This window comes from Lacinutrix chionoecetis (assembly GCF_053604665.1).
Window position 1 is genome coordinate 104,581 of sequence record NZ_JBSHNQ010000070.1, and the last position, 21,055, is coordinate 125,635.

At 34.1% G+C, this 21,055-nt stretch carries 11 protein-coding genes; 7 read left to right on the forward strand and 4 right to left on the reverse strand.

Features of this window, described 5'->3' with window-relative positions; translation table 11 throughout:
- The first annotated feature begins 15 nt into the window (after positions 1-15).
- The gene (gene priA / locus ACVC43_RS04835) at positions 16-2,469 is read left to right on the forward strand and encodes a replication restart helicase PriA (protein WP_452223444.1); all 2,454 of its coding nucleotides are present in this window, start codon (positions 16-18) and stop codon (positions 2,467-2,469) included.
- Between the two features lie 199 nt (positions 2,470-2,668).
- Here the strand turns inward: priA and ACVC43_RS04840 are convergent, their stop codons facing one another.
- Positions 2,669-3,364 carry a LytR/AlgR family response regulator transcription factor gene (locus ACVC43_RS04840; RefSeq protein WP_452223445.1) on the reverse strand — a complete coding sequence of 232 codons (696 nt, stop codon included), beginning with the start codon at positions 3,362-3,364 and terminating at the stop codon, positions 2,669-2,671.
- A gap of 209 nt (positions 3,365-3,573) precedes the next feature.
- Between ACVC43_RS04840 and rpsF the strand changes: the two genes are divergently transcribed.
- From rpsF to hisS, 6 genes are all read left to right on the forward strand, one after another.
- The gene (rpsF, locus tag ACVC43_RS04845) at positions 3,574-3,912 is read left to right on the forward strand and encodes a 30S ribosomal protein S6 (RefSeq protein ID WP_452223446.1); all 339 of its coding nucleotides are present in this window, start codon (positions 3,574-3,576) and stop codon (positions 3,910-3,912) included.
- A 2-nt stretch (positions 3,913-3,914) separates the two neighbouring features.
- Positions 3,915-4,211 carry a 30S ribosomal protein S18 gene (gene rpsR / locus ACVC43_RS04850; protein ID WP_076732725.1) on the forward strand — a complete coding sequence of 99 codons (297 nt, stop codon included), beginning with the start codon at positions 3,915-3,917 and terminating at the stop codon, positions 4,209-4,211.
- A gap of 13 nt (positions 4,212-4,224) precedes the next feature.
- Positions 4,225-4,686: a 50S ribosomal protein L9 gene (gene rplI / locus ACVC43_RS04855; protein ID WP_452223447.1), complete on the forward strand. Its 462-nt coding sequence runs from the start codon at positions 4,225-4,227 to the stop codon at positions 4,684-4,686.
- Positions 4,687-4,798: 112 nt separating this feature from the next.
- Entirely contained in the window at positions 4,799-5,695 is an 897-nt protein-coding gene (locus ACVC43_RS04860) for a glycerophosphodiester phosphodiesterase family protein (RefSeq protein ID WP_452223448.1), read from the forward strand.
- A gap of 89 nt (positions 5,696-5,784) precedes the next feature.
- Positions 5,785-6,255: a DUF6495 family protein gene (locus ACVC43_RS04865; protein ID WP_452223449.1), complete on the forward strand. Its 471-nt coding sequence runs from the start codon at positions 5,785-5,787 to the stop codon at positions 6,253-6,255.
- A gap of 357 nt (positions 6,256-6,612) precedes the next feature.
- Entirely contained in the window at positions 6,613-8,280 is a 1,668-nt protein-coding gene (gene hisS / locus ACVC43_RS04870; protein ID WP_452223450.1) for a histidine--tRNA ligase, read from the forward strand.
- 77 nt (positions 8,281-8,357) lie between these two features.
- On the opposite strand, the gene ACVC43_RS04875 is transcribed toward hisS, so the two are convergent.
- The 3 genes from ACVC43_RS04875 to ACVC43_RS04885 all read right to left on the reverse strand — a co-directional run bounded on the left by ACVC43_RS04875 (position 8,358) and on the right by ACVC43_RS04885 (position 20,958).
- Positions 8,358-9,230, reverse strand: a complete 873-nt coding sequence (locus tag ACVC43_RS04875) for a T9SS type A sorting domain-containing protein (protein ID WP_452223451.1) — start codon at positions 9,228-9,230, stop codon at positions 8,358-8,360.
- Positions 9,231-9,615: 385 nt separating this feature from the next.
- Entirely contained in the window at positions 9,616-15,189 is a 5,574-nt protein-coding gene (locus ACVC43_RS04880) for a LamG-like jellyroll fold domain-containing protein (protein WP_452223452.1), read from the reverse strand.
- Positions 15,190-15,444: 255 nt separating this feature from the next.
- A complete protein-coding gene (locus ACVC43_RS04885) occupies positions 15,445-20,958 on the reverse strand; it encodes a M14 family zinc carboxypeptidase (protein ID WP_452223453.1) in 5,514 nt (1,837 codons plus the stop codon).
- Positions 20,959-21,055 lie beyond the last annotated feature (97 nt).

Genomic DNA, 21,055 nt, shown 5'->3' on the forward strand with positions numbered 1-21,055 from the left:
TAATTTAAAAACCAATTGAGCCATTTCATAGACGTTATATTAGCAATTCCTCTTGAAAAAATGTTCACCTACAGCATCACAAAAGCTGAATCTGAATTTTTGCAAGTTGGTATGCGCGTATCTGTGCCTTTTGGCAAAACCAAAATACATACAGGTTTAGTAGGTGCTATTCACACAAATGCACCACTCATTTATGAAGCTAAGGAAATCCATCAGATTTTAGACGAAACACCTATTGTTACTCAAAAACAGCTGGAATTTTGGCAGTGGATTGCAAAATATTACATGTGTACCGTTGGCGAAGTTATGCGAGCAGCATTACCAAATGCTTTTATTCTTGAAAGTGAAACGCTAATAAGCAGAAATTTAAAAAAGGAAATAAAAGATACCGATTTAAAGGATGATGAGTTTTTGATTTTTGAAGCCTTACACCATCAATCAACTTTAAAAATCCATGAGATTTCTAATATTCTCGACAAAAAAAATGTGCTTCCGGTAATTAAAAGACTTATCGATAAAGAAGTCATTTTATTACAAGAAGAAATTTATGAAAAATACATACCTAAATACGTAAGGTATGTTAAGTTACAGCCAGAATACACAAGCGAGGTTGGCTTGCATAAGCTTTTAGAGGAGTTAAGTAGAGCCGAAAAGCAACGTCAGGTGGTTATGACTTTATTTTCAATTTCGGCTAAAACAAAAAAGCCGGTAAAAGTTAAAGATTTGGTGGAGGAGAGTGGAAGCTCATCAGCAATTATAAAAGCATTAATTGATAAAGGTGTTTTAGAAGAATACCACATTCAAACCGATCGTGTGCAATACGATGGCGACGAAAATGAGGACACAAAAGCGTTAAACGAATACCAAACCGAAGCATTAAAACAAATAAAAACAACTTTCAAAACGCAAAACGTGACGTTGTTGCATGGTGTTACGTCTTCAGGAAAAACCGAGGTTTATGTAAAACTCATTGAAGCAATTATTGCTAATGGCAAACAAGTATTGTACTTATTACCAGAAATTGCGTTAACGACGCAATTGGTAACCCGATTACAAAATTATTTTGGAGAACAAGTCTCTGTGTTTCATAGTAAATACTCAGCGCATGAGCGTGTTGAGGTGTATAACCATGTCTTAGGCAATTCCGCGAAAGCGAAAATAATATTAGGTGCACGTTCGTCTATTTTCTTGCCATTTCACGATTTGGGATTAATTATTGTAGACGAAGAACACGAGCAATCTTTTAAGCAGTTCGATCCAGCACCACGTTATCATGCCAGAGATGCAGCCATAGTTTTGGCGCATTTGCATCAAGCTAAAACATTATTAGGTAGTGCGACACCAAGTTTAGAAAGTTATTTTAATGCAAAAGAAGGGAAATATGGTTTAGTAGAAATTAACCGTCGCTATAATAACGTGCAAATGCCAGATATTGAGTTGATTGATATTGCCGAAAAGCACAAAAAGAAACGTATGAAAGGTCATTTTAGCGATAGATTGATTGCAGAAATAAATGAAACCTTAGCGGAAGGTCACCAGGTGATTTTGTTTCAAAACAGACGTGGTTATTCGCCAATTGTGGAATGTAATACCTGTGGTCACTCGCCACAATGCCCAAATTGCGATGTTAGTTTAACGTACCACCAATACCGTAGCCAGTTACGTTGTCATTATTGCGGCCATACCAATGCAATGCTGCAAAAATGCATGGCTTGTGGGACTTCTAATTTAGACACCAAAGGTTTTGGTACTGAGCAAATTGAAACTGAAGTTAAAACACTATTTCCCGAGCATAAGGTTGCCAGAATGGATTTAGACACTACACGTGGCAAATATGGCTACGAGAAAATTATAACCGCTTTAGAGCAGCAGGAAATCGATATTTTGGTAGGTACACAAATGTTAACCAAAGGATTAGATTTTAGAAATGTAAAACTCGTAGGTATTATGAATGCCGATAACTTGTTAAATTTCCCAGATTTTAGAGCACACGAGCGCAGTTTTCAGCTTATGTTGCAAGTTTCGGGTCGTGCTGGTAGAACCAAAAAACGTGGAAAAGTTTTGATACAAACCTATAATCCGTATCATAAAATTTTACAACAAGTCTCAACTAATAATTATGTGGACATGTTCAACGAGCAACTGCAAGAACGTCGTGACTTTAAATATCCTCCATATTTTAGGTTGATTAAAGTAACGTTAAAACATAGAGATTACAATAAGGTAGAGACCGCAAGCGACTGGTTTGCAAAATCGCTACGTCAAGTATTTAAAGCTAATGTTTTAGGTCCAGAATTTCCGCCTGTATCAAGAGTAAGAAATCAATATTTAAAAAATATCTTAATTAAAATACCGCAAGCACAATCTTTAGGAAGAACAAAAGAAGCGATCAAGAAAATTAATTCCAGTTTCGAGGCAGTTGGCGCTTTTAAAGGTGTTCGTGTTATTTTGAATGTGGATAATTATTGATATTTTTTGTTGTTGCAATCCTGCCTTTCAGCAGACCAGAACTTGTAAGGTATGGTAATCTGTTGTTGTTTAGATTGAGTTTTCATTCAAGAGATTGCCATACTTTTTTTTCAGATAAAAAAAGCTCGCAATGACAATAATAGGAAAAAAATCCCACTCGAAAGAGCAGGATTGGTTAGTTTATTAAGATTGTTTATGTTTAAATATTATTTAAAGCATCAACAAGTAAAGTCTTTTTATTTCTACTTAAAGGAATTTCGTAAGAACCAACTTCAACATTTTTACTGTTAAATCGGTCTACTTTATCGAGATTCACAATGTACGATTTATGAATTCTTAAAAATTTACCTTCTGGTAATTCGCCTTCAAAAGCTTTCATTGTAGAAAGTACTACAAGCGAAGTGTCTTCGGTTACTAATTTTACGTAATCACCAAGGGCTTCAATCCACTTAATGTCCTTAATATAAACTTTGCGTTTTTTAAGGTTGCTTTTCACAAAAATGTGTTCACCTTCAGTTTCGTTAAAGTCTAATTTAAGTTTGTGCTGTTCTAAAGCTTTATCTACCGCTTGGTTAAAGCGTTCGCGAGTAATAGGTTTTTGTAGGTAATCTGTCGCGTCGTAATTAAAGGCTTTAAATGCGTATTCTGTTTTACCAGTAACAAAAATAATTTGTGGCTTGTTGTTTAATACATCTAATAGTTCGAAACCATTAAGTACAGGCATTTCAATATCTAAAAAGATAAGATCCACCTTGTGTGTATTTAAGCCATTTTTTGTTTCTAAAGCACTGCTGTATTCAGCAATGAGATTTAAAGAGTTGTTATTCTCAATAAGCTTTACTATTGAAAGCCTTTGTATTGCCGAATCATCAACTACTACACAATTTAGAGTCATAGCGTTTGTATATTTGGGTTTAATTATCGACAATGTTACAAAAAATTCGGATTAAAACCAAAAAACGTCGCTAAAATGTAAATTTTAACATTTCGTTTAGATTTTAAAAAGCCAATTAAACTTGGTCTAATTAAATAAAAAAAGAATTGTGAGATTTAATAAAAAGAGTTATTTTTGCACTCATTTTTAACACAAATAAATAGATTTTTATGAATCATTATGAAACTGTTTTCATCTTAAATCCCGTTTTATCTGAAACTCAGATAAAGGAAACAGTAGAGAAGTATGAAGAATTTCTTACCTCTAGAGGAGCAAAGATGGTAGCCAAAGAAGATTGGGGACTAAAAAAATTAGCGTATCCAATTCAAAACAAAAAGAGTGGTTTTTACCACTTATTCGAGTACACTGTAGATGGTGAACACATTAACCCTTTAGAAGTAGAGTTTAGACGTGATGAGCGTTTTATGCGTTACTTAACAGTTACTTTAGACAAGCACGCGATTTCGTGGGCAGAGAGAAGAAGAGCTAAATTAAACAAAAAAGCGTAATTATGGCATCTATAGAACAACAAGCAAAAGGAAAGAAAGAAGGTGAAATTAGATATCTAACGCCTTTAAATATTGACACGAACAAGCAAAAAAAATATTGTCGTTTCAAGAAATCTGGAATCAAATATGTAGATTATAAAGATGCAGATTGGTTATTAGGATTTGTAAACGAACAAGGTAAAATTTTGCCAAGACGTTTAACAGGAACTTCTTTAAAGTACCAAAGAAAAGTATCTGTAGCAGTAAAAAGAGCGCGTCACTTAGCGTTATTACCTTACGTAACAGATTTATTAAAATAAAATTATCATAACAATGGAACTTATATTAAAACAAGACGTTGAAAATTTAGGATTTAAAGACGATGTTGTAACGGTTAAGAACGGTTATGGTAGAAACTTTTTAATTCCTACAGGTCACGCTGTATTAGCTACATCTTCTGCAAAGAAAGTATTAGCCGAAAACTTGAAGCAACGTGCCTTTAAAGACAAGAAATTAATTGAAGAAGCGAACGAAACAATCGAAGCTTTAAAACAATTAGATATTAAAATTGCTGCTAAAGCTACAGAAGGAGCTTCAGCTGGAGATAAATTATTTGGATCTGTTACTAAATTAGATTTAGTAGAGGCTTTCGAGAAAGAAGGACACACAGTAGACAAAAAGTTCATCTCTATTACAGGTGGAAACATCAAGCGTTTAGGACAGTACAATGCTACTATACGTTTACATAGAGAAGCAACTGCAGATATCGATTTTGAAGTTGTAGCAAAAGCTTAACATTCAATTCACACAATTTAAAAACCGTTTAGAGCTACTCTAAACGGTTTTTTTTAATTACAATAATTTCGCTTGCCTGCCTGTTGGTGAGGTAGCTACAGAAATACTAAACATGAAGCACTTATATTATATTCTATTAGTTGTATTTTTTGTGTCTTGCAAGCAGGAGGTTGCAACCATACAGACTTCAACCGACGCCAAAACACGACCTGTTAAAAAGTCGGTACTAATTGAAATTTTTAAATACAAACCCAACGCAACACCAATTATTAGTGTGCATCGAGGCGGGAAAAGCATTAAAAACTATCCGGAAAACTGTTTAGAAACTTTAAAATACGTTCACGATAGTATTCCTGCCATTTTTGAGATTGATGTCGCTAAAACTAAAGATAATCAGCTTGTATTATTACATGATAATACTTTGGAGCGTACCACAACAGGAACAGGAAATGTAATAAATTATACTTATAACGAACTCAAGGCTTTTAATTTAGAAGACGATTTTGGAAACGAAACCACGTTTAAGATTCCATTATTTGCCAAGGTTTTAAACTGGGCAAAAACCAATAATGTCGTTTTAACAGTCGATATTAAACGTAGCGTTGCAATAGAAGCTGTTATAGATGTAATTAGAAAAGAAAAAGCAGAAGACGTATGTATTATTATAACCTACGACTTGCAACAGGCGCAAAAAGCCTACAATTGGGCACCAGAGTTTTTACTCTCTGTTTCTGCAAGAAATGAAAAGGAATTAGATTGGCTTTTAAAATCTGATATTCCAACCGAAAACATGATAGCCTTTACGGGAACACGCTTATCGCCTAACAATTTTTATAAAACAGTACAATCTCACGGCATAAAAACCATTTTAGGCACTTTAGGAAACTTAGACAAACAAGCAGAAGCCAAAGGCGATGTTCCTTACAGCGTTTGGCAAGATAAAGGAATAGATGTTTTTGCCACCGACAGGCCTTTTGCAGTAGCAAAAGCATTAAATATTAAAAAGTAAAGCACAACCTGCAGGGTTTTAAAAACCCTACAGGTTTTAGTTAAATAAAAAGATTTCCATTTTCATGGAAATGAAAACTATTTTTTTCGATGAAGTACTCAAGACTCACCAAAGAACAATTTGAAGAATTACACCAGGAATTCATTAATTTCTTAGCAAGCCAATCCATTACAGGCGAAGAGTGGCAAGATATTAAAACAAACAAACCCGAAGTTGCCGAGCAGGAATTAGATGTGTTTAGCGACTTGGTTTGGGAAGGTGTTTTAAACCAAGCAAAATATTTAGAGCATATTTCGCCAAACAATATTCACTTATTTGCTTTAAACGAAGACCACATGCATTTAATTGGTATCGCTGTAAAAGAAGAACCAGTAGATTTAACCACAACCGAAGGTTTTAACTGGTTACGTAATAATTTAATGCATGACAATGTAGAATTTGTACAAGCCAAAAAAGAGTATACAGCCGATAAAAATTTAGATAAGTTTACACTTATTCAACAAGGCTCGAATATAACAAAAGGCGAATTGTATAATTATTTGTTTAAGCTTATAAATTAAAACGTTCTGTCATTGCGAGAAACGACGCTAGGAGTGACGTGGCAATCTCATTAATTAGATCTCAAATATTAATTTGAGAATGCTTGAAAAGTTGCCGTACTTCGACTACGCTCAGTGCAAGCTATTTTTTTATAATGATAAAGATAGTAATGACAGAATCAGGTTGTCACTTCGAGTGATTCTGAAGTAAGAGGAATTGTATCGAGAAGCAATAATTTAAAATTAAAACTACTATTTTTGTCATTCCTGCGAAAGCAGGAAGACACTTTTAAAACGTGATGTCACACTGAGCGTAGTCGAAGTGCATTTAAAATTAAAATAATCATTAAAAAGATTCCTGCTTTCGCAGGAAATACTATGGCACAAAAACCAAGCATACCAAAAGGCACCAGAGATTTTAATCCAGAACAAGTTGCAAAACGCAACTATATTTTTAGTACAATAAAATTGCAATTTGAAACCTTTGGCTTTCAACCTATAGAAACACCAAGTTTTGAGAATAGCGATACGCTAATGGGAAAATATGGTGATGAAGGTGATCGCTTGATTTTTAAGATTTTGAATAGTGGTGATTATTTTAAGGATGTAAGAAGAAATATCGTAAACTCTGGAAAATTCAGTTTTACTTTTTTTGAAATTTTAAATATGCTAAAATTTATTTGTTCACACAGAACAGATGATTTTGGATATTCTGATACAATAAATAAAGCCCTTAATATTTATGAGGAGCTGAATGAGAATGAAAAAGAAATTTTATATTACTTTTTTACAGATAATGAAGATTCTATTTTGAAATTTTTTAGAGAAGATAAAAACCCTCAAGATATATTTGAAATTACCGAGTCAATAAATTTTTTCAGAGATAAATATCAAAATATTTATAATACTTTTATTAATAAACAAGAATTTCTAAATTCAAAAAACGCTAATTTAATCTCAGAAAAAGCCCTACGCTACGACCTCACTGTACCATTCGCACGCTACGTAGTGCAACACCAAAACGACATAGAATTCCCGTTCAAGCGCTACCAAATGCAACCGGTTTGGCGTGCAGACAGACCACAAAAAGGACGTTTTAGAGAATTTTATCAATGCGATGCAGATGTTGTTGGTAGCACAAGTTTATGGCAGGAAGTAGAGTTTATACAATTGTATGACAATGTATTTACGGCCTTAGGTTTAACAGGTACAACTATTAAAATAAACAACCGTAAAATATTATCTGGAATTGCAGAAGTAATTGGAGCCAGCGATAAGCTTATCGATTTTACTGTAGCTTTAGATAAATTAGATAAAATAGGAGAGGAGAAGGTTAAAGCAGAAATGTTAAGTAAAGACATTCCGCAAAGTGGCATCGACAAATTGCAACCTTTGTTTTCTTTGTCTGGTACATTCGAAGCTCAAATAGAAGGTTTAAAAGGTATTCTAAATACTTCCGAAGCAGGAAAAAAAGGTATAGAAGAATTAGAGTTTATAAACAAGGCTATTAATACGTTAGGTTTACAATCTGCCAACTTACAATTAGATGTTACTTTGGCTCGTGGTTTAAACTATTACACAGGTGCTATTTTTGAAGTCTCTGCACCAGAAGATGTAAATATGGGCTCCATTGGTGGAGGCGGACGCTACGATGATTTAACAGGCATTTTTGGCATGCCAAATGTAAGTGGTGTTGGTATTAGTTTTGGCTTAGACCGTATTTACTTGGTTTTAGAAGAATTAAATTTATTCCCAGAAACCATTACAAAAAGCACCGAAGTTTTATTTATTAATTTTGGTGATAAAGAAGCGCTATTTAGCTTACAAGCAATAAAGAAATTGCGTGAGAGTGGTGTGAATGTAGAGCTGTATCCTGATAATGCTAAAATGAAAAAACAAATGAACTACGCTAACAAACGTAACATTCCTTTTGTGGTGTTAGTAGGTGAGGAGGAGATGAGTAATTCGGTTTATACACTAAAAAACATGATTTCTGGAGAGCAATCTAAGGTCGCTTTAGATACTTTGCTTGCTACAGTAAAATAAAAACCAATTTCAATTATAATAAAAAAAGCCTGAAATTTAATTTCAGGCTTTTTAATATATGATTATTTGAGTTAATCCTACTTAACTACTATTTTTTTAGAAAGACGCTCTGTTGGTGTTGTTACAATAATGATATAGTTTCCAGCGTTTAAATTATTGGTTTGAATAACTTGATTTTGTGCTTGTCCTGCTGCAAATTTAGCTTTTAACTGTCCGTTAAATGCATACACCTCTACAGATGTAATTTGTTGTTCGCCTGGATTATTAATTGTTATGCTTTTAGTATTATTAATAAAACGGAATTCAACTGCATTATTTTCTATTGTTACTTCCTCTTCAACAGTTACTTCTGTTTCAGCTTGAGCTGAAACTTCTGCTTCTGCTTCAATTATAACAACTACTTCTCCATCATCTTCGTTGTCGTCTTCATCCTCTTCCTCTTCTGCCACACTATTATCTATAAATCTTAATTCAAAACGATCTAAATAAACATCGGCTGGTAAGTCTATAGAAAACGTTGCCGAATTTTTAATATCGTGGTAAGTACCTGTAACATTATCGAAAATGACAACGTCTAAATCTTCAGGAACATTATTTAAAGCTTCAACTTGTATAGTGTTAACACCATCTGTGCTTGTGTGTAAACCTAAAGGTAAAATAGAGGTTGCTTCAATAGCATTTGTACCTTGAATTAAGAACTTTCTATCTTCAATCATCCAATACATATCGTCTTGGTGGTTTTCAAATAATTCTGCATCGTAACCAAAATCGATTCCAGCAGTAGCATCCTCATCTACCGTTACTAAAAGTTGTCTGTGAATATTATTTACAGAAGTAAAACCTAAGCGAATTTGCATTCTATCGTCTCCGTTAGATTGTGCAAATACAGTGCTGAATGTAGCAACAACTAAAATTAAAAGTAATGTGATTTTAAGCGAGAAAGTTTTCATAAGTAGGATTTTTAAATTATAACTTTTGGAGGGGACTAAGTTATTTCTATACTTCAAATTTAGGTACTTAAAGATGTTTTGAGGTTAAAAAATCTATAACTAACCCAAAAAATCGTTGCATGGATTTTTTGTGCATATTTTTACGATTAACTACATTTTTTTAATCTAATAATTCAGCTAATCAATAGATTATGAGTTTTTTGATGAATGTCGTTATATGCGAGCTATGTATAATTATGGTAATTTATTGTGGCATTAGATTAAAAAATAACTTCAAACCATTTTTTACCATTTATAAATTTGCAAATAAAAAAAGCCCTAAAGAAAACTTTAGGGCTTATAATAAGTAGTGTAAACTTAAAATAGATTTGGGGCTATAATTAGACTACTCAATTAATACTTTTTTAGATAATTCACCATCATTAGTTTTAATAACTAAAATATAGGCGCCTGTGGCAATGTTATTAGTTTTTAATTCTATAGTACTTTCAGTTTCGATGTCATTAAAAGCAACAATAGATTGTCCGATAACATTAAATAATTCTACCGATTTGATTGCTTCAAATTCTGGATTGTTAATTACAATGTTATCACTGCTGTTAGCGAAATAGAATTGAATTCCTGTGTCCTCGGCATCAAATTCTTCTGTGCTTAATGAGTTTCCGTTAGAGAATCTAAGCTCGAAACGATCTAAATATTCACCAGCAGTTAAGTCAATAGTAAACTCAGGATTATTTTTAATATCGAAATAGGTATTTGTAACCGTATCGAAAATATAGATTTCTAAACTTAATGGCACGTTTTCTAATGCATCAATTTTAAAAGTAACAATTCCATTTTGATTCGTTTTTATTCCTATTGGAAGAATAGTGGCATCATCGATTACATCTGTTCCTTGAATAACAAATTTTTTGTTATCTATCATCCAAAACATATCGTTGGCTTGTCCCTCGGTATTTTCTGCATCAAAAGCAAAATCTACTTGGTCTGTAGCTTGACTGTCTCTGGTAACTAGTAACTGTCTTTTAAAGGTGTTAACCGTTTCTAAGCTTAATCTTATTTTTAATCTGTTATCTGTGTCGTTATTATTAAAATTAGATGACGATTCATTATTCTTTAAGAAGACAGAATTTGGACCTTCCTTTCTAAAAATTCTCTGGTTATTATTAAAGTTTATTGTTCCAGTAGAAGTACCAGTGACAAAGAAGCCTTGTGCTACAGGAATGTATCTACCTGGTGTTTTAGAACCAGTTCCACCTGAAGTATCATTGTTTCCAGTATTATAATCATATTTAATTGCAGGTACACCTCCAGACAAATTATAAACTGCATAGCCACCTTGGTAACCAGATGTATTGTGCGTTCCTCCTCCAAAATGTTCCCATAAATAAATTGCACCTGTAGTGTTTGTGTTATCTAATATAAATCTGTTGGCATCAATTGCTGAGGCGTAAGGGTTTCCTACTAAGTAATCGCTACTTGCGTCTATTGGTAAGGTAATGTCACCATTATTAGGTTTTCCTTCTAAAATATAGTTTTGTGTTAAGCTTAAATTATTAGAGGTATTATTTACACCTTTCATTGTAAAACCTTCTCCTGCATTTAAAGATCCAGTGCTACGTACATGTTGCCAGTTGTAATAGCTAGTTCCAAGGTTTGCGTATTTCCAAATCCAAAAATCTGCAATACCTATTGGTGTACCTGATGCAGAAGGAGTACCATCGTAACTGTTTGTAATAAAATTGATGTTTAACGGTGCATTTACATCACTTCCATCATTAAATATTTGCGGTACTGTATAGCTGTTATTATTAGATGTACTATTACTAACACCAACTGGAGAAGACCAATAGTTATAGGTAAATAAATCTTGAGTTCCTTGTTGGTCGCGCTCTAAAGTACCTGTACTTGTAGTTTTTAAATCGGAATCTGTTAGTTGTATTAACTGCGATTCACCGTTTAAGTCAATTTTGCCATCTAAAGATAAGTAATGAGATATAGTTAAACCATTACCTGTATTTAATTCTGTATCTCCTGTTAAAATAAGTTCACTGGCTTTAACATCTAATGCTAATACGGCTCTGTTATTATTTGAAGCAACAGGTAAAGTGCTATTATCCATAGTGATGTTATGGCTCGTCTCTACAATATTCCAATCTACAGTTACTGTGTTATCTACTATTGATGTAGTACCTGGAATAGTTTGAAGGTTTCCATTTAACCAGCTAGCATTGGTATTCCAATCGCCATCAACCGTACTTTTGTAAGGTAGTGGAGCTGTTTGATAATCTACCGTATTTAAATTTCTTAAAGCACCTTGATTTCCATTTCCAGAAGCATCATCTGTATTGGTATATGTATATATAGACATTGGGTAATATCCTGCCAGCTCATTCCATGGTATTATGGCAATATCATTTTTTGTAATTGATGATGGTAAAACAGTACCATTAACAAAACCAGCGTTTTCTTCAATTTCTTGGTTCATTATGAATTGTAATTGAGAAGGAGATAATTCTACATCCCAAACTCTAACTTCATCAATATTGCCTCTGAAATGCGCAGTTGGTATTATTTTCCCAGCAGCTGCAATAAAGAATGATTGCGTTGTTGGAGTTGGGGCAGTTAAATTTTTTGTGGTATCAATTACTCCATCTATATAAATTTTCGCTGTAGTTCCATCATAAGTTACAGCTACTTGATGCCATTCATTTTCTGGAATTTGAACTGAAGAATCTATAAAATTAGCACCTAAAAGACCCCAAGACATTCTTAGTCTTCTATTATTAAGTATACTTAAGTCGTAACCTTCTGAATAAACAGCATCACGTTTAGACAATATGGAAACGTCTCTTGAATCTCTTTTTATCCAAGCAGACACTGTAAATCCAGTTGGATTTAAATTCAAAGCATCTTCCATATCTATATAATCTTGAGCACCATCAAAATAAATAGAACGTTCCACTATAGTTTGTGGAGCATATCCAAAAGTTATGTATTTAGTGCCGTCAAAATTATAAGTTGCTTCTAAATTTGCATCATTTAAACGCATTAATCTATAATCTGCTGTTGGATCGAATACTGGAGTATCTGAAATAAACATGTAATAATTTCCTGGAGGATTAATATTTCTCACTGCATTTTGAGGTATTGATACTTTTACTTCACCTATATCGCCTCCATTTTCTACCACCTTCCAAATACGTTGCATACCTAAAAAATCCACAGGTGTTGATAAGCCTGGAATACCAGAACTCATATCTACTGCTACTGTTACTGGAGCAGCATCTAAGCTTGCATTGTTATTTCCCCACACTAAAAAGTTTCTATCGTTTATAGTATTGGTGTTTATAGAATTGTTTTCACTATTTGTATTATAAATATCTGTTAATCCCATAGTTAGAATACCTTCAATAGGTCCATTAGCATCTACGGCATCATTTGAACTACTTGATTGTTTTTGGTATAATTGCGATGCATCATCCCTTCCTATACCAGCAATATCATAGTTATATCCATTATTTGCACTTGTGTCCCAAATAACATTACCATTAGAATCTATATAATCTACATCATTTAAGTTATCAACTGTAGAACTATTAGATGTGTGTAAGGTTACACCATTTTTAATTGCTAAATAAGACTGTATTTTTTGTTGATCTAAAACTGAATTGGTATTCTTGTAACTAATTACTTCGGTAATTTTACCATCTACATACGCATCTACATTACCATTTAATGAAAATCTACCAATACCTAAATAGTATTGTTGATTAAAAAATTCAGAAAATAATAAATCTACAGGAGTTCCTTGAGTTTGGGCTAATGTATTATCTATTTTAATTCCATTTTTATAGATTTCTGATCCAGTTCCAGAAGGATTGGTTTTAATATTAAAAATTATTACTTCATCTACATAACTATCAGTAGTACTTGTGAAAGCTCTACCATAAGATTCTGCAGTGGGCGTGTTAGTTGGGACAGAACTTTTCATGTGTGCTACCACTTCGTCTGTAAATCGAGCTGAAATATTACCCAAGCCTAAGCCAGTACCGTCTACTTGTGGAGAAATTTTAGATGCTCTACCACCCAGTGGAGCCATTCTATTACCACCGCCATTATCAATTGTACCATTAGGTTTAATTACAATGAAATAATCTTTTGAGTAATATCCACCTTTACCTCTCATGTATTCTTGATTGGCTCTATCGAATTTAATGACTGGATTAAAGTTTATATTCTCTGTAACGTTATCTTCAAAAGAAGGGCTGTTAGTAGTTAACCCTATACCATTGTTATCAAATGCTTGGTCATTCCATGTGTTAATGTCTGCTCCATCAGTTGAAGTGCCAATTTGTGACGTAGCCTTTAACCATAATTTTAAATCTGAATTAATACTTCCTGGTCCTACAGTTGGATCAGGGAAAGCTAATATTGGGTCTGCTAATATCATAACATTATCAAAAGCAACTCCGTTATCTGTTGTACCATCACCATCTGATGCAAAAACAAAACGAAATTGTATTTCTGCTGAATTATCCAAAATAGTTGGTAATTGTATTTCTGAAGTTTCAAAAAAGTTTTGAATTGCTTGAGTAGTATAAGTATTGCCCGTCCATCCATCAGAGCCAGAAGCAATTGCATCTACATTTCCGTTTCCATCATACCAATTTGCTCCATCACCATTGGCACCTAATATGGTCCAAGGAGACCAAAAGAGACCTAAAGTTCTTTTTCTGTATTCTACAATCATTCCATCATCCTGATCTGCATTAAGATCATACCTTAAATCAACAGTAAAAAAAAGATTATTGTAACCTATAGTCGATATGATAGGACTTTCTACTGTTGTATATGCATTTGCAGAATAATTGTTATAGTTATCTGTATACCAATAATTTCCTTCGCCTATTTCACTCACGGTAGTTAAACCTGTTCCATAAGCCCAGTTAGTTGTTGATCCAGTTGAAGCGACCCAAGAACCGTTGTTCTCGTCAAAGTTCTCATAAAAAATTGTAAATTCTGGAGGAGAAGTTTCTACATATCCTTGTAGCGCAAACGTATATGGGTTTTCTCCACCTGTACTATCGTTATTGGCAATTGAAATTGTAGCTGGCCTTGTACCAGTTCCTGTAGGGTTGAATTCTACTACAAATGTTGTATTTCCGCCAGCAGCAACAGAGCCAGAAGGAGCAGAGGTAACTGAAAACTCTGCCGCACTTGAGCCAGTAAATGAAATGGCTCCAATATTAAGTGCTGAAGAACCTAAATTTTGTATCGTAAATGTATGAGATACTGGAGATCCAATAAATGTTGTTCCAAAGTCAGTATCATCTGTTAAATCTGGTGTAGTATCCCCAGATACAATTGTGTTCCCTGAACCCGTTATGTTTATTTCTGTACCTGTAACTCCGTATCCGTCAATATTTATATCATCAAAAACTGCATATTCATTAGTAGAACTACATCTTCCTATAAATCGAAAAGCCGAATTTGCATTAAAGCTATAAGTAGCATTATCTAATGTAAATGTAAAAGTTTGCGGTGTTGAATTAGATTGCGCAAATTCTGTTCCTCTCCTGTAAGTCTCTAATGTGGTCCATGTAGTTCCATCAAAATACTGTAAATCAAATCCTTCATTATTATCTATTCTTAATGAAGTAAAACAAAAAGAAAAATCTACTGAGGTATAAGGTGTTAAATCTATATTTGGAGATGTAAATCTACTAGATGTATCCAAGTTATGAGAATATCTAACAAAAATAGCCCCTGCTGCATTACATCTATAAGTATTACTAGTGGTATGGTTTGCATAAGTTCCACCGTCAATCCAACCGTCGGTTCCAGTGTCAAAATTATAATCAGCGATGTCAACTTGTGCATTAATTGTTTGACTTAATATTAAGCCAAATAAAACGAATTTAACGAGTAGGCTCGTTTTGAGGGTAAAATTTTTCATAAGCGATAGGTCGATTTGGGGAAATCTAATTAGTAATATTTAGTAAAACTATACTAAACACCTATGAAATGCAAATATATTCGATGAAATGCATATAAATAATTGTAAATATCTGATATTTAGAGGAATATAAATGACAGCAATTAGCTCTTTATAGCTCTTAATAATGCATTTCGTCGAAGAATTAAGATATTAACAATATTAAAAGCCGAACAATTTATTGTTCAGCTTTTAATCATTATTAACTATTTAGTATTAAAATTTAATTAGCTTTTGAGTATGGATAATTGAATTATTAGAGTTTGTGATTCTTAAAAAGTAAGGAGCCTGGTCTAATTTTTCTAACTCGACTACTCTTATTTTTCCACTTATTGGCGTAGAAGTTTTTCTATAAATAATTCTTCCATTCAAATCGAATATAGTAACAGATAATTGTTCATTATACAATTGTAAAGGTAACTTGATACTAATATAAGAGTTGAAAGGATTAGGACTAATGCTAACCTCCTCGGTTATAAACACATCGGTTCCTAAAGTTTCTCCATCCATACCATCACAGTCTTCATCTATTCCGTTTTGTGGAATTTCTGTTCCATCCGGATTTATTGTGTTGTTTGTATCATCACAATCTGTGTTGTTTGTTACATATCCTGATGGTTGAGTACAGTCAAGAATAGTATTATTCTCGTCTCCAAATCCATCATTGTCAGTATCTGCATAATATGTAATTGCAGTTCCATTGTCTGTCACTTCCCACATACATGTTGTATCGTTAAAGGTTGCTGTTTCGTAACAGGCTGTGGTTGGTTCGGTTGGCTGTGTTCCGGTTACTTCCCAAGCACAAGTGGTTTCGTTAAACGTTGCTGTTTCGTAACATGCAGTTGTTGGTTCCGCTGGTTGTGTACCACTTACTTCCCACATACATGTTGTGTCGTTAAACGTTGCTGTTTCGTAACATGCTGTTGCAGGTTCTGCTGGTTGTGTTCCGCTTACTTCCCAAGCACATGTTGTATCGTTAAACGTTGCCGTTTCATAACATGCTGTTGTTGGTTCTGTTGGTTGCGTACCTGAAACTTCCCACATACAAGTGGTATCATTAAACGTTGCTGTTTCGTAACATGCTGTTGTAGGTTCCGCTGGTTGTGTACCGCTTACTTCCCACATACACGTTGTATCGTTAAACGTTGCTGTTTCGTAACATGCTGTAGTTGGTTCCGCTGGTTGTGTACCCGAAACTTCCCACATACAAGTGGTGTCGTTAAACGTTGCTGTTTCGTAACATGCCGTTGTAGGTTCCGCTGGTTGTGTACCGCTTACTTCCCACATACATGTAGTATCATTAAAGGTAGCAGTCTCGTAACATGCTGTTGTAGGTTCTGCTGGTTGCGTCCCTGAAACTTCCCACATACAGGTTGTGTCGTTAAACGTTGCAGTTTCGTAACATGCTGTTGTTGGTTCCGCTGGTTGCGTACCAGTGACTTCCCAAGCACAAGTCGTGTCGTTGAACGTTGCTGTTTCGTAACATGCCGTTGTAGGTTCCGCTGGTTGCGTACCGCTTACTTCCCACATACATGTTGTATCGTTAAAGGTAGCAGTCTCGTAACATGCTGTTGTAGGTTCTGCTGGTTGCGTACCAGAAACGTCCCACATACATGTGGTATCATTAAACGTTGCTGTTTCATAACATGCTGTTGTCGGTTCCGCTGGTTGCGTACCGCTTACTTCCCATTGACAATTAGAGTAATTGTAAGTTGCAGATTCATAACAGGCAAGTGTAGGTTGGTCTTGCAATGTTATGGTTACAATTGCTACACAAGTATCTGAGTTTCCGTTTGCATCTGTTACTGTAAGCGTTACATTATTAGTACCTTCATCTGCACAAGTGAAATTTGTTTTAGAAGCAGAAATACTTGCAACTCCACAATTATCTGTTGAGCCATTGTTTATTTGCGCTGCTGTAATTGTTGTATTACCTGAATTATCTAATTGTACAGTTATATTTTGACAAGTAGCGACAGGATTTTCATTATCTACTAGAACATTTACAGTGAAGGAACCGGTTTCAACATTTCCAAAATTATCTGTCGCAGAATAGCTTAATGTAGTAATTCCGTTAGGAAAAGAATCGCCACTAATAAATCCAGTTCCATCAGTTCTAGAAATATTAATATTGTTATCACAATTATCAATAGCGGTAGGATTTGTCCATGTCGCTATATTATTTCCACAGGTTAAAACGATATTATTTGGAAAGCTAACAAAAGAAGGTTTTAACTGGTCAACAATGGTTATGGTCGAAACACATGAATCTGTTTGGTTATCTCCATCTGTTACAGTAAGAGTAACATCTATTGGTGTGCCAATATCGTTACAATCGAATGGACCAGAGATATCGATATTATAATCGATTATAGCTACATCATCTGTAGATCCTCCATCTACATCTGCAGCTGTAATTGTTGCGTTTCCTGAACTATCTAATTGCACAGTAATATTTTGACATACGGCACTAGGAGGAGCAGAATCAGTTTCTAAATCTGAAGTAATTTCAAATTTGTCTAAAGCGATATCACCAGACCAGCCATTTGAGGCGTTAGAACTTGTAGTAGCACTTAATCTTAATTTTATTAATTGACCGTCATATAACGAAAGATCTACATTTTGTGTTTTCCAAGCATCTGTATGACTTGTTTGCTGGCTTCCAGATAAAGTATAATCATCTAAAGTGACATAACTTGCGCCATTATCTAAACTTATATCGACTGTTAATACACCTATAAAACCACCAAACATATGGTAATCAAAATTAAAAGCGGCATTTTTTCTACCTGTAAAATCTATACACGTACTTAACAAACGAGCGGTTTTAGAAGGGAAATTTGGATCTGAAGCTTCGATATATATAAAATATTCACCATCTGAAGCTAGTGAAGGACCTGTTCCAGTTGAAGGTGTAGAATTTCCATCATTTTCTTCTTGTTTTACAGTCCAGTCAAAATCATCTGAAGTATCATCTGTCCAGACACCTAGGGTATTTTCAAAACTTTCAACATAAGGAAAAGAATTAATTGACGTTCCAGTACAAGGTACTGCATTTAGCGTTGTAAAATTTGCTGATGTACTATAACTTGATGTATTAGATATACATCTCGTTCTTATCTGAACTTCATAATCTGTAGATTCTGTTAAACCATTTAATTGATAACTATTAATTGAGATATCTGTAATTTCGGTCCAATTTAAAGTACCAATTTCTCTGTATCTTATATCGTAAGTTGCAGAAGGTATAACATCCCATTCAACGAGTGCTGAATTAGGAGTTACTGTTGAAATTACAATTCCAGAAGGAGGTACTGTATTTTCGCAAGGAATGATTACACTAATAACTTTAAAATCATCAAAAAGAAATCCGTCGAAAGTGGTAGGGTATCCATCAGCTCTATTCGAGTTGTCAGAGTCGAGCACAAACCTAAATTTCACATTGGGTTGTTCAAAAAGGAAAGCATTACTAGTTTGATCTATAAATATTTCTTCCATAACCCATTTCCCCATTGAGTTACCATCATAGAGGGCTTCATTAGTGGGTTGATTATTTTGATCTGCTACAGATTTGCCTGTTCCAGTATTAGAACTACTAGAGCTATCGTATCGATTTGTTAGTATATCTGAGCCTGGTTTTGTATATGTACCACATAAATTAAACCAATTGCTGCCATCGGTTGAACCTTGAATTTGTACGTAATCAAAATTACGTTCAAGATCCCATTTTGCATAATATTGAACTACGGCTCCAGAATTAGCTCCAGATAAATCTATTGCATTTGATAATTCTATGGACTTATTAGTGTTATTACTGTAGGCTCCAAATGGAGAGTCTGTAATAGCTGCCGTTCCAGAATAAGAATCTGTTGTTGTGCCCCAAGTTCCTCCCGATGTGGTCCAGTTTCCTGTACCCGTTACATCTGGATTATCTGAAAATAAAACTGTGGGATTATAAAACTTTATAATGTTTGCTTGGTACATAATATATCCATCATCATTACTTAAAGTAACTTGGAACTCTATTTTATCGTTTGGCTGTATTCCAGGAGCCAGTATATATTCTACTAAAACAGTTCTTTGTTCTAATTTACTCCAGCCTGTTTGTGTAACTGGTGGAGTTATTCCAATAATATTTGTAGAAATAGGATTCACATTAAGATTAATATCACCTAAAGTTTGCCCTAAATATTCGATACCAAATTCTAAATCTCCAATAGTGCTAGTTATATCTGTAGTGTTTAAATCATGAAGTTGAGCAAATTTACCACTGTGATAAACGTTTGCAAAATTCATTCTCATTGCTCTTTTTGCAATATCGGTTATTTGTAATGGGCTAGGCCAAAAACCACCTTCACTACCATCTGGAGCTCCATTCTCTGGTGCTAATGCTAATATGCCTTGGCCAGAACCAGTAGATCCATTAACATCTGCAACACCACCTAGCATCCAATCACTCATATCGCCATTTGCAATGGTTAAAATATCTGGAGCCTCACCATATATATATCTATTATATCTAGTCATATCATGACAAAACTTTGCAAATTCGGCCTCTCTTCCCGATGGTGGAGCACCTGGATAACCATTGTAAGCATGAGGAATTAAGTTAGAAGTTGCATGATGATTCATTGCTGTTTTAAATTGCTTGGTAGCAGAAAAATCTCTAACAATTTGAGTTTCTGGTTCAGAGAAAGCACTTGGGCCTCTGTAAACATTACTGCTTTGGGTACCTGAAGATCCTCCATATATTGGATTAGGTCCCCAAAAATAATCGTAATTTCTATTTAAATCTGCACCTCTTACGTTATTATTCCCTGTGTTGTATGGGCCTAAATTTTTTCTTTGTAGTCCACCACCACCAGGAGCAATTTGTTCATTCCAAAGTAATCCATCTGGATTTGCTACAGGTATGAAATACATTTCATGATTATCGACTAAATTTTTAATTCCCGGATCAGTGCTATAATTTTCTAAAATATACCACATGTAATACATTAGATTCATCATACTACTTACCTCACGAGAATGAGTCATCCCTGAATATAAGGATTCTGGCTCATTAGGCTCATCGACATCTGGATTGTCTGAAATTCTTACATAATATATTGTTTGTCCAGGCCATGAATTATAGCCTCCAGCAGTATATGAGTTACCATTGGTTTTTTGATTGGTTGGAGAAGCGTCAGACTTTACAGAGATTAGATTAGGATAAAGCGATCTCATTAAGTCCAATTGCGCTAACATTTCGTTATAAGTTAAACAACCTGCCATGCTTCCCAGAGAAAAGTTCATTGGTACTGCCCAATCTACCTCTTCACAACCTTCGTATTGAATAAAATTGTCTATTAATTCAGAATTAGTACTCAAATTTTTATTGCTATTTGCAGATTGAGCTTTCATTCGCTCAAGTTCTAATTTTGCAATTGGTAACTCGGTTTGCGTTTTTTCACTATAGTATGCAGTTAAGTCATCAATTAAAATATTATAATTAATATTATTTTTACTTAAAGCGTCTAGTTCTTGTCCGCCAAGTTCAAGAATTAAATTATTATCTCTGTACATTGCACCACATGACAAATCGATTCCAGCATCTTTAATTTTTAATAGTTGTGCTTTAGATGGATTTGTAATAGAAATTTGTTTCGCTATTGGAGCTTGTCTTTCTTGCGAAAAAGAAATCTGTACTATTAAAAATAATAGCACAGTTAAGTAAGTAATTTTCTTCATAGTTGTTTAGATTTGGGTATCTAAAATATTTAATTAGATTGCTAAACTAAATAAAATTATTCAAAAAAACTCCTTTAAACGCATAAAAACACGACAA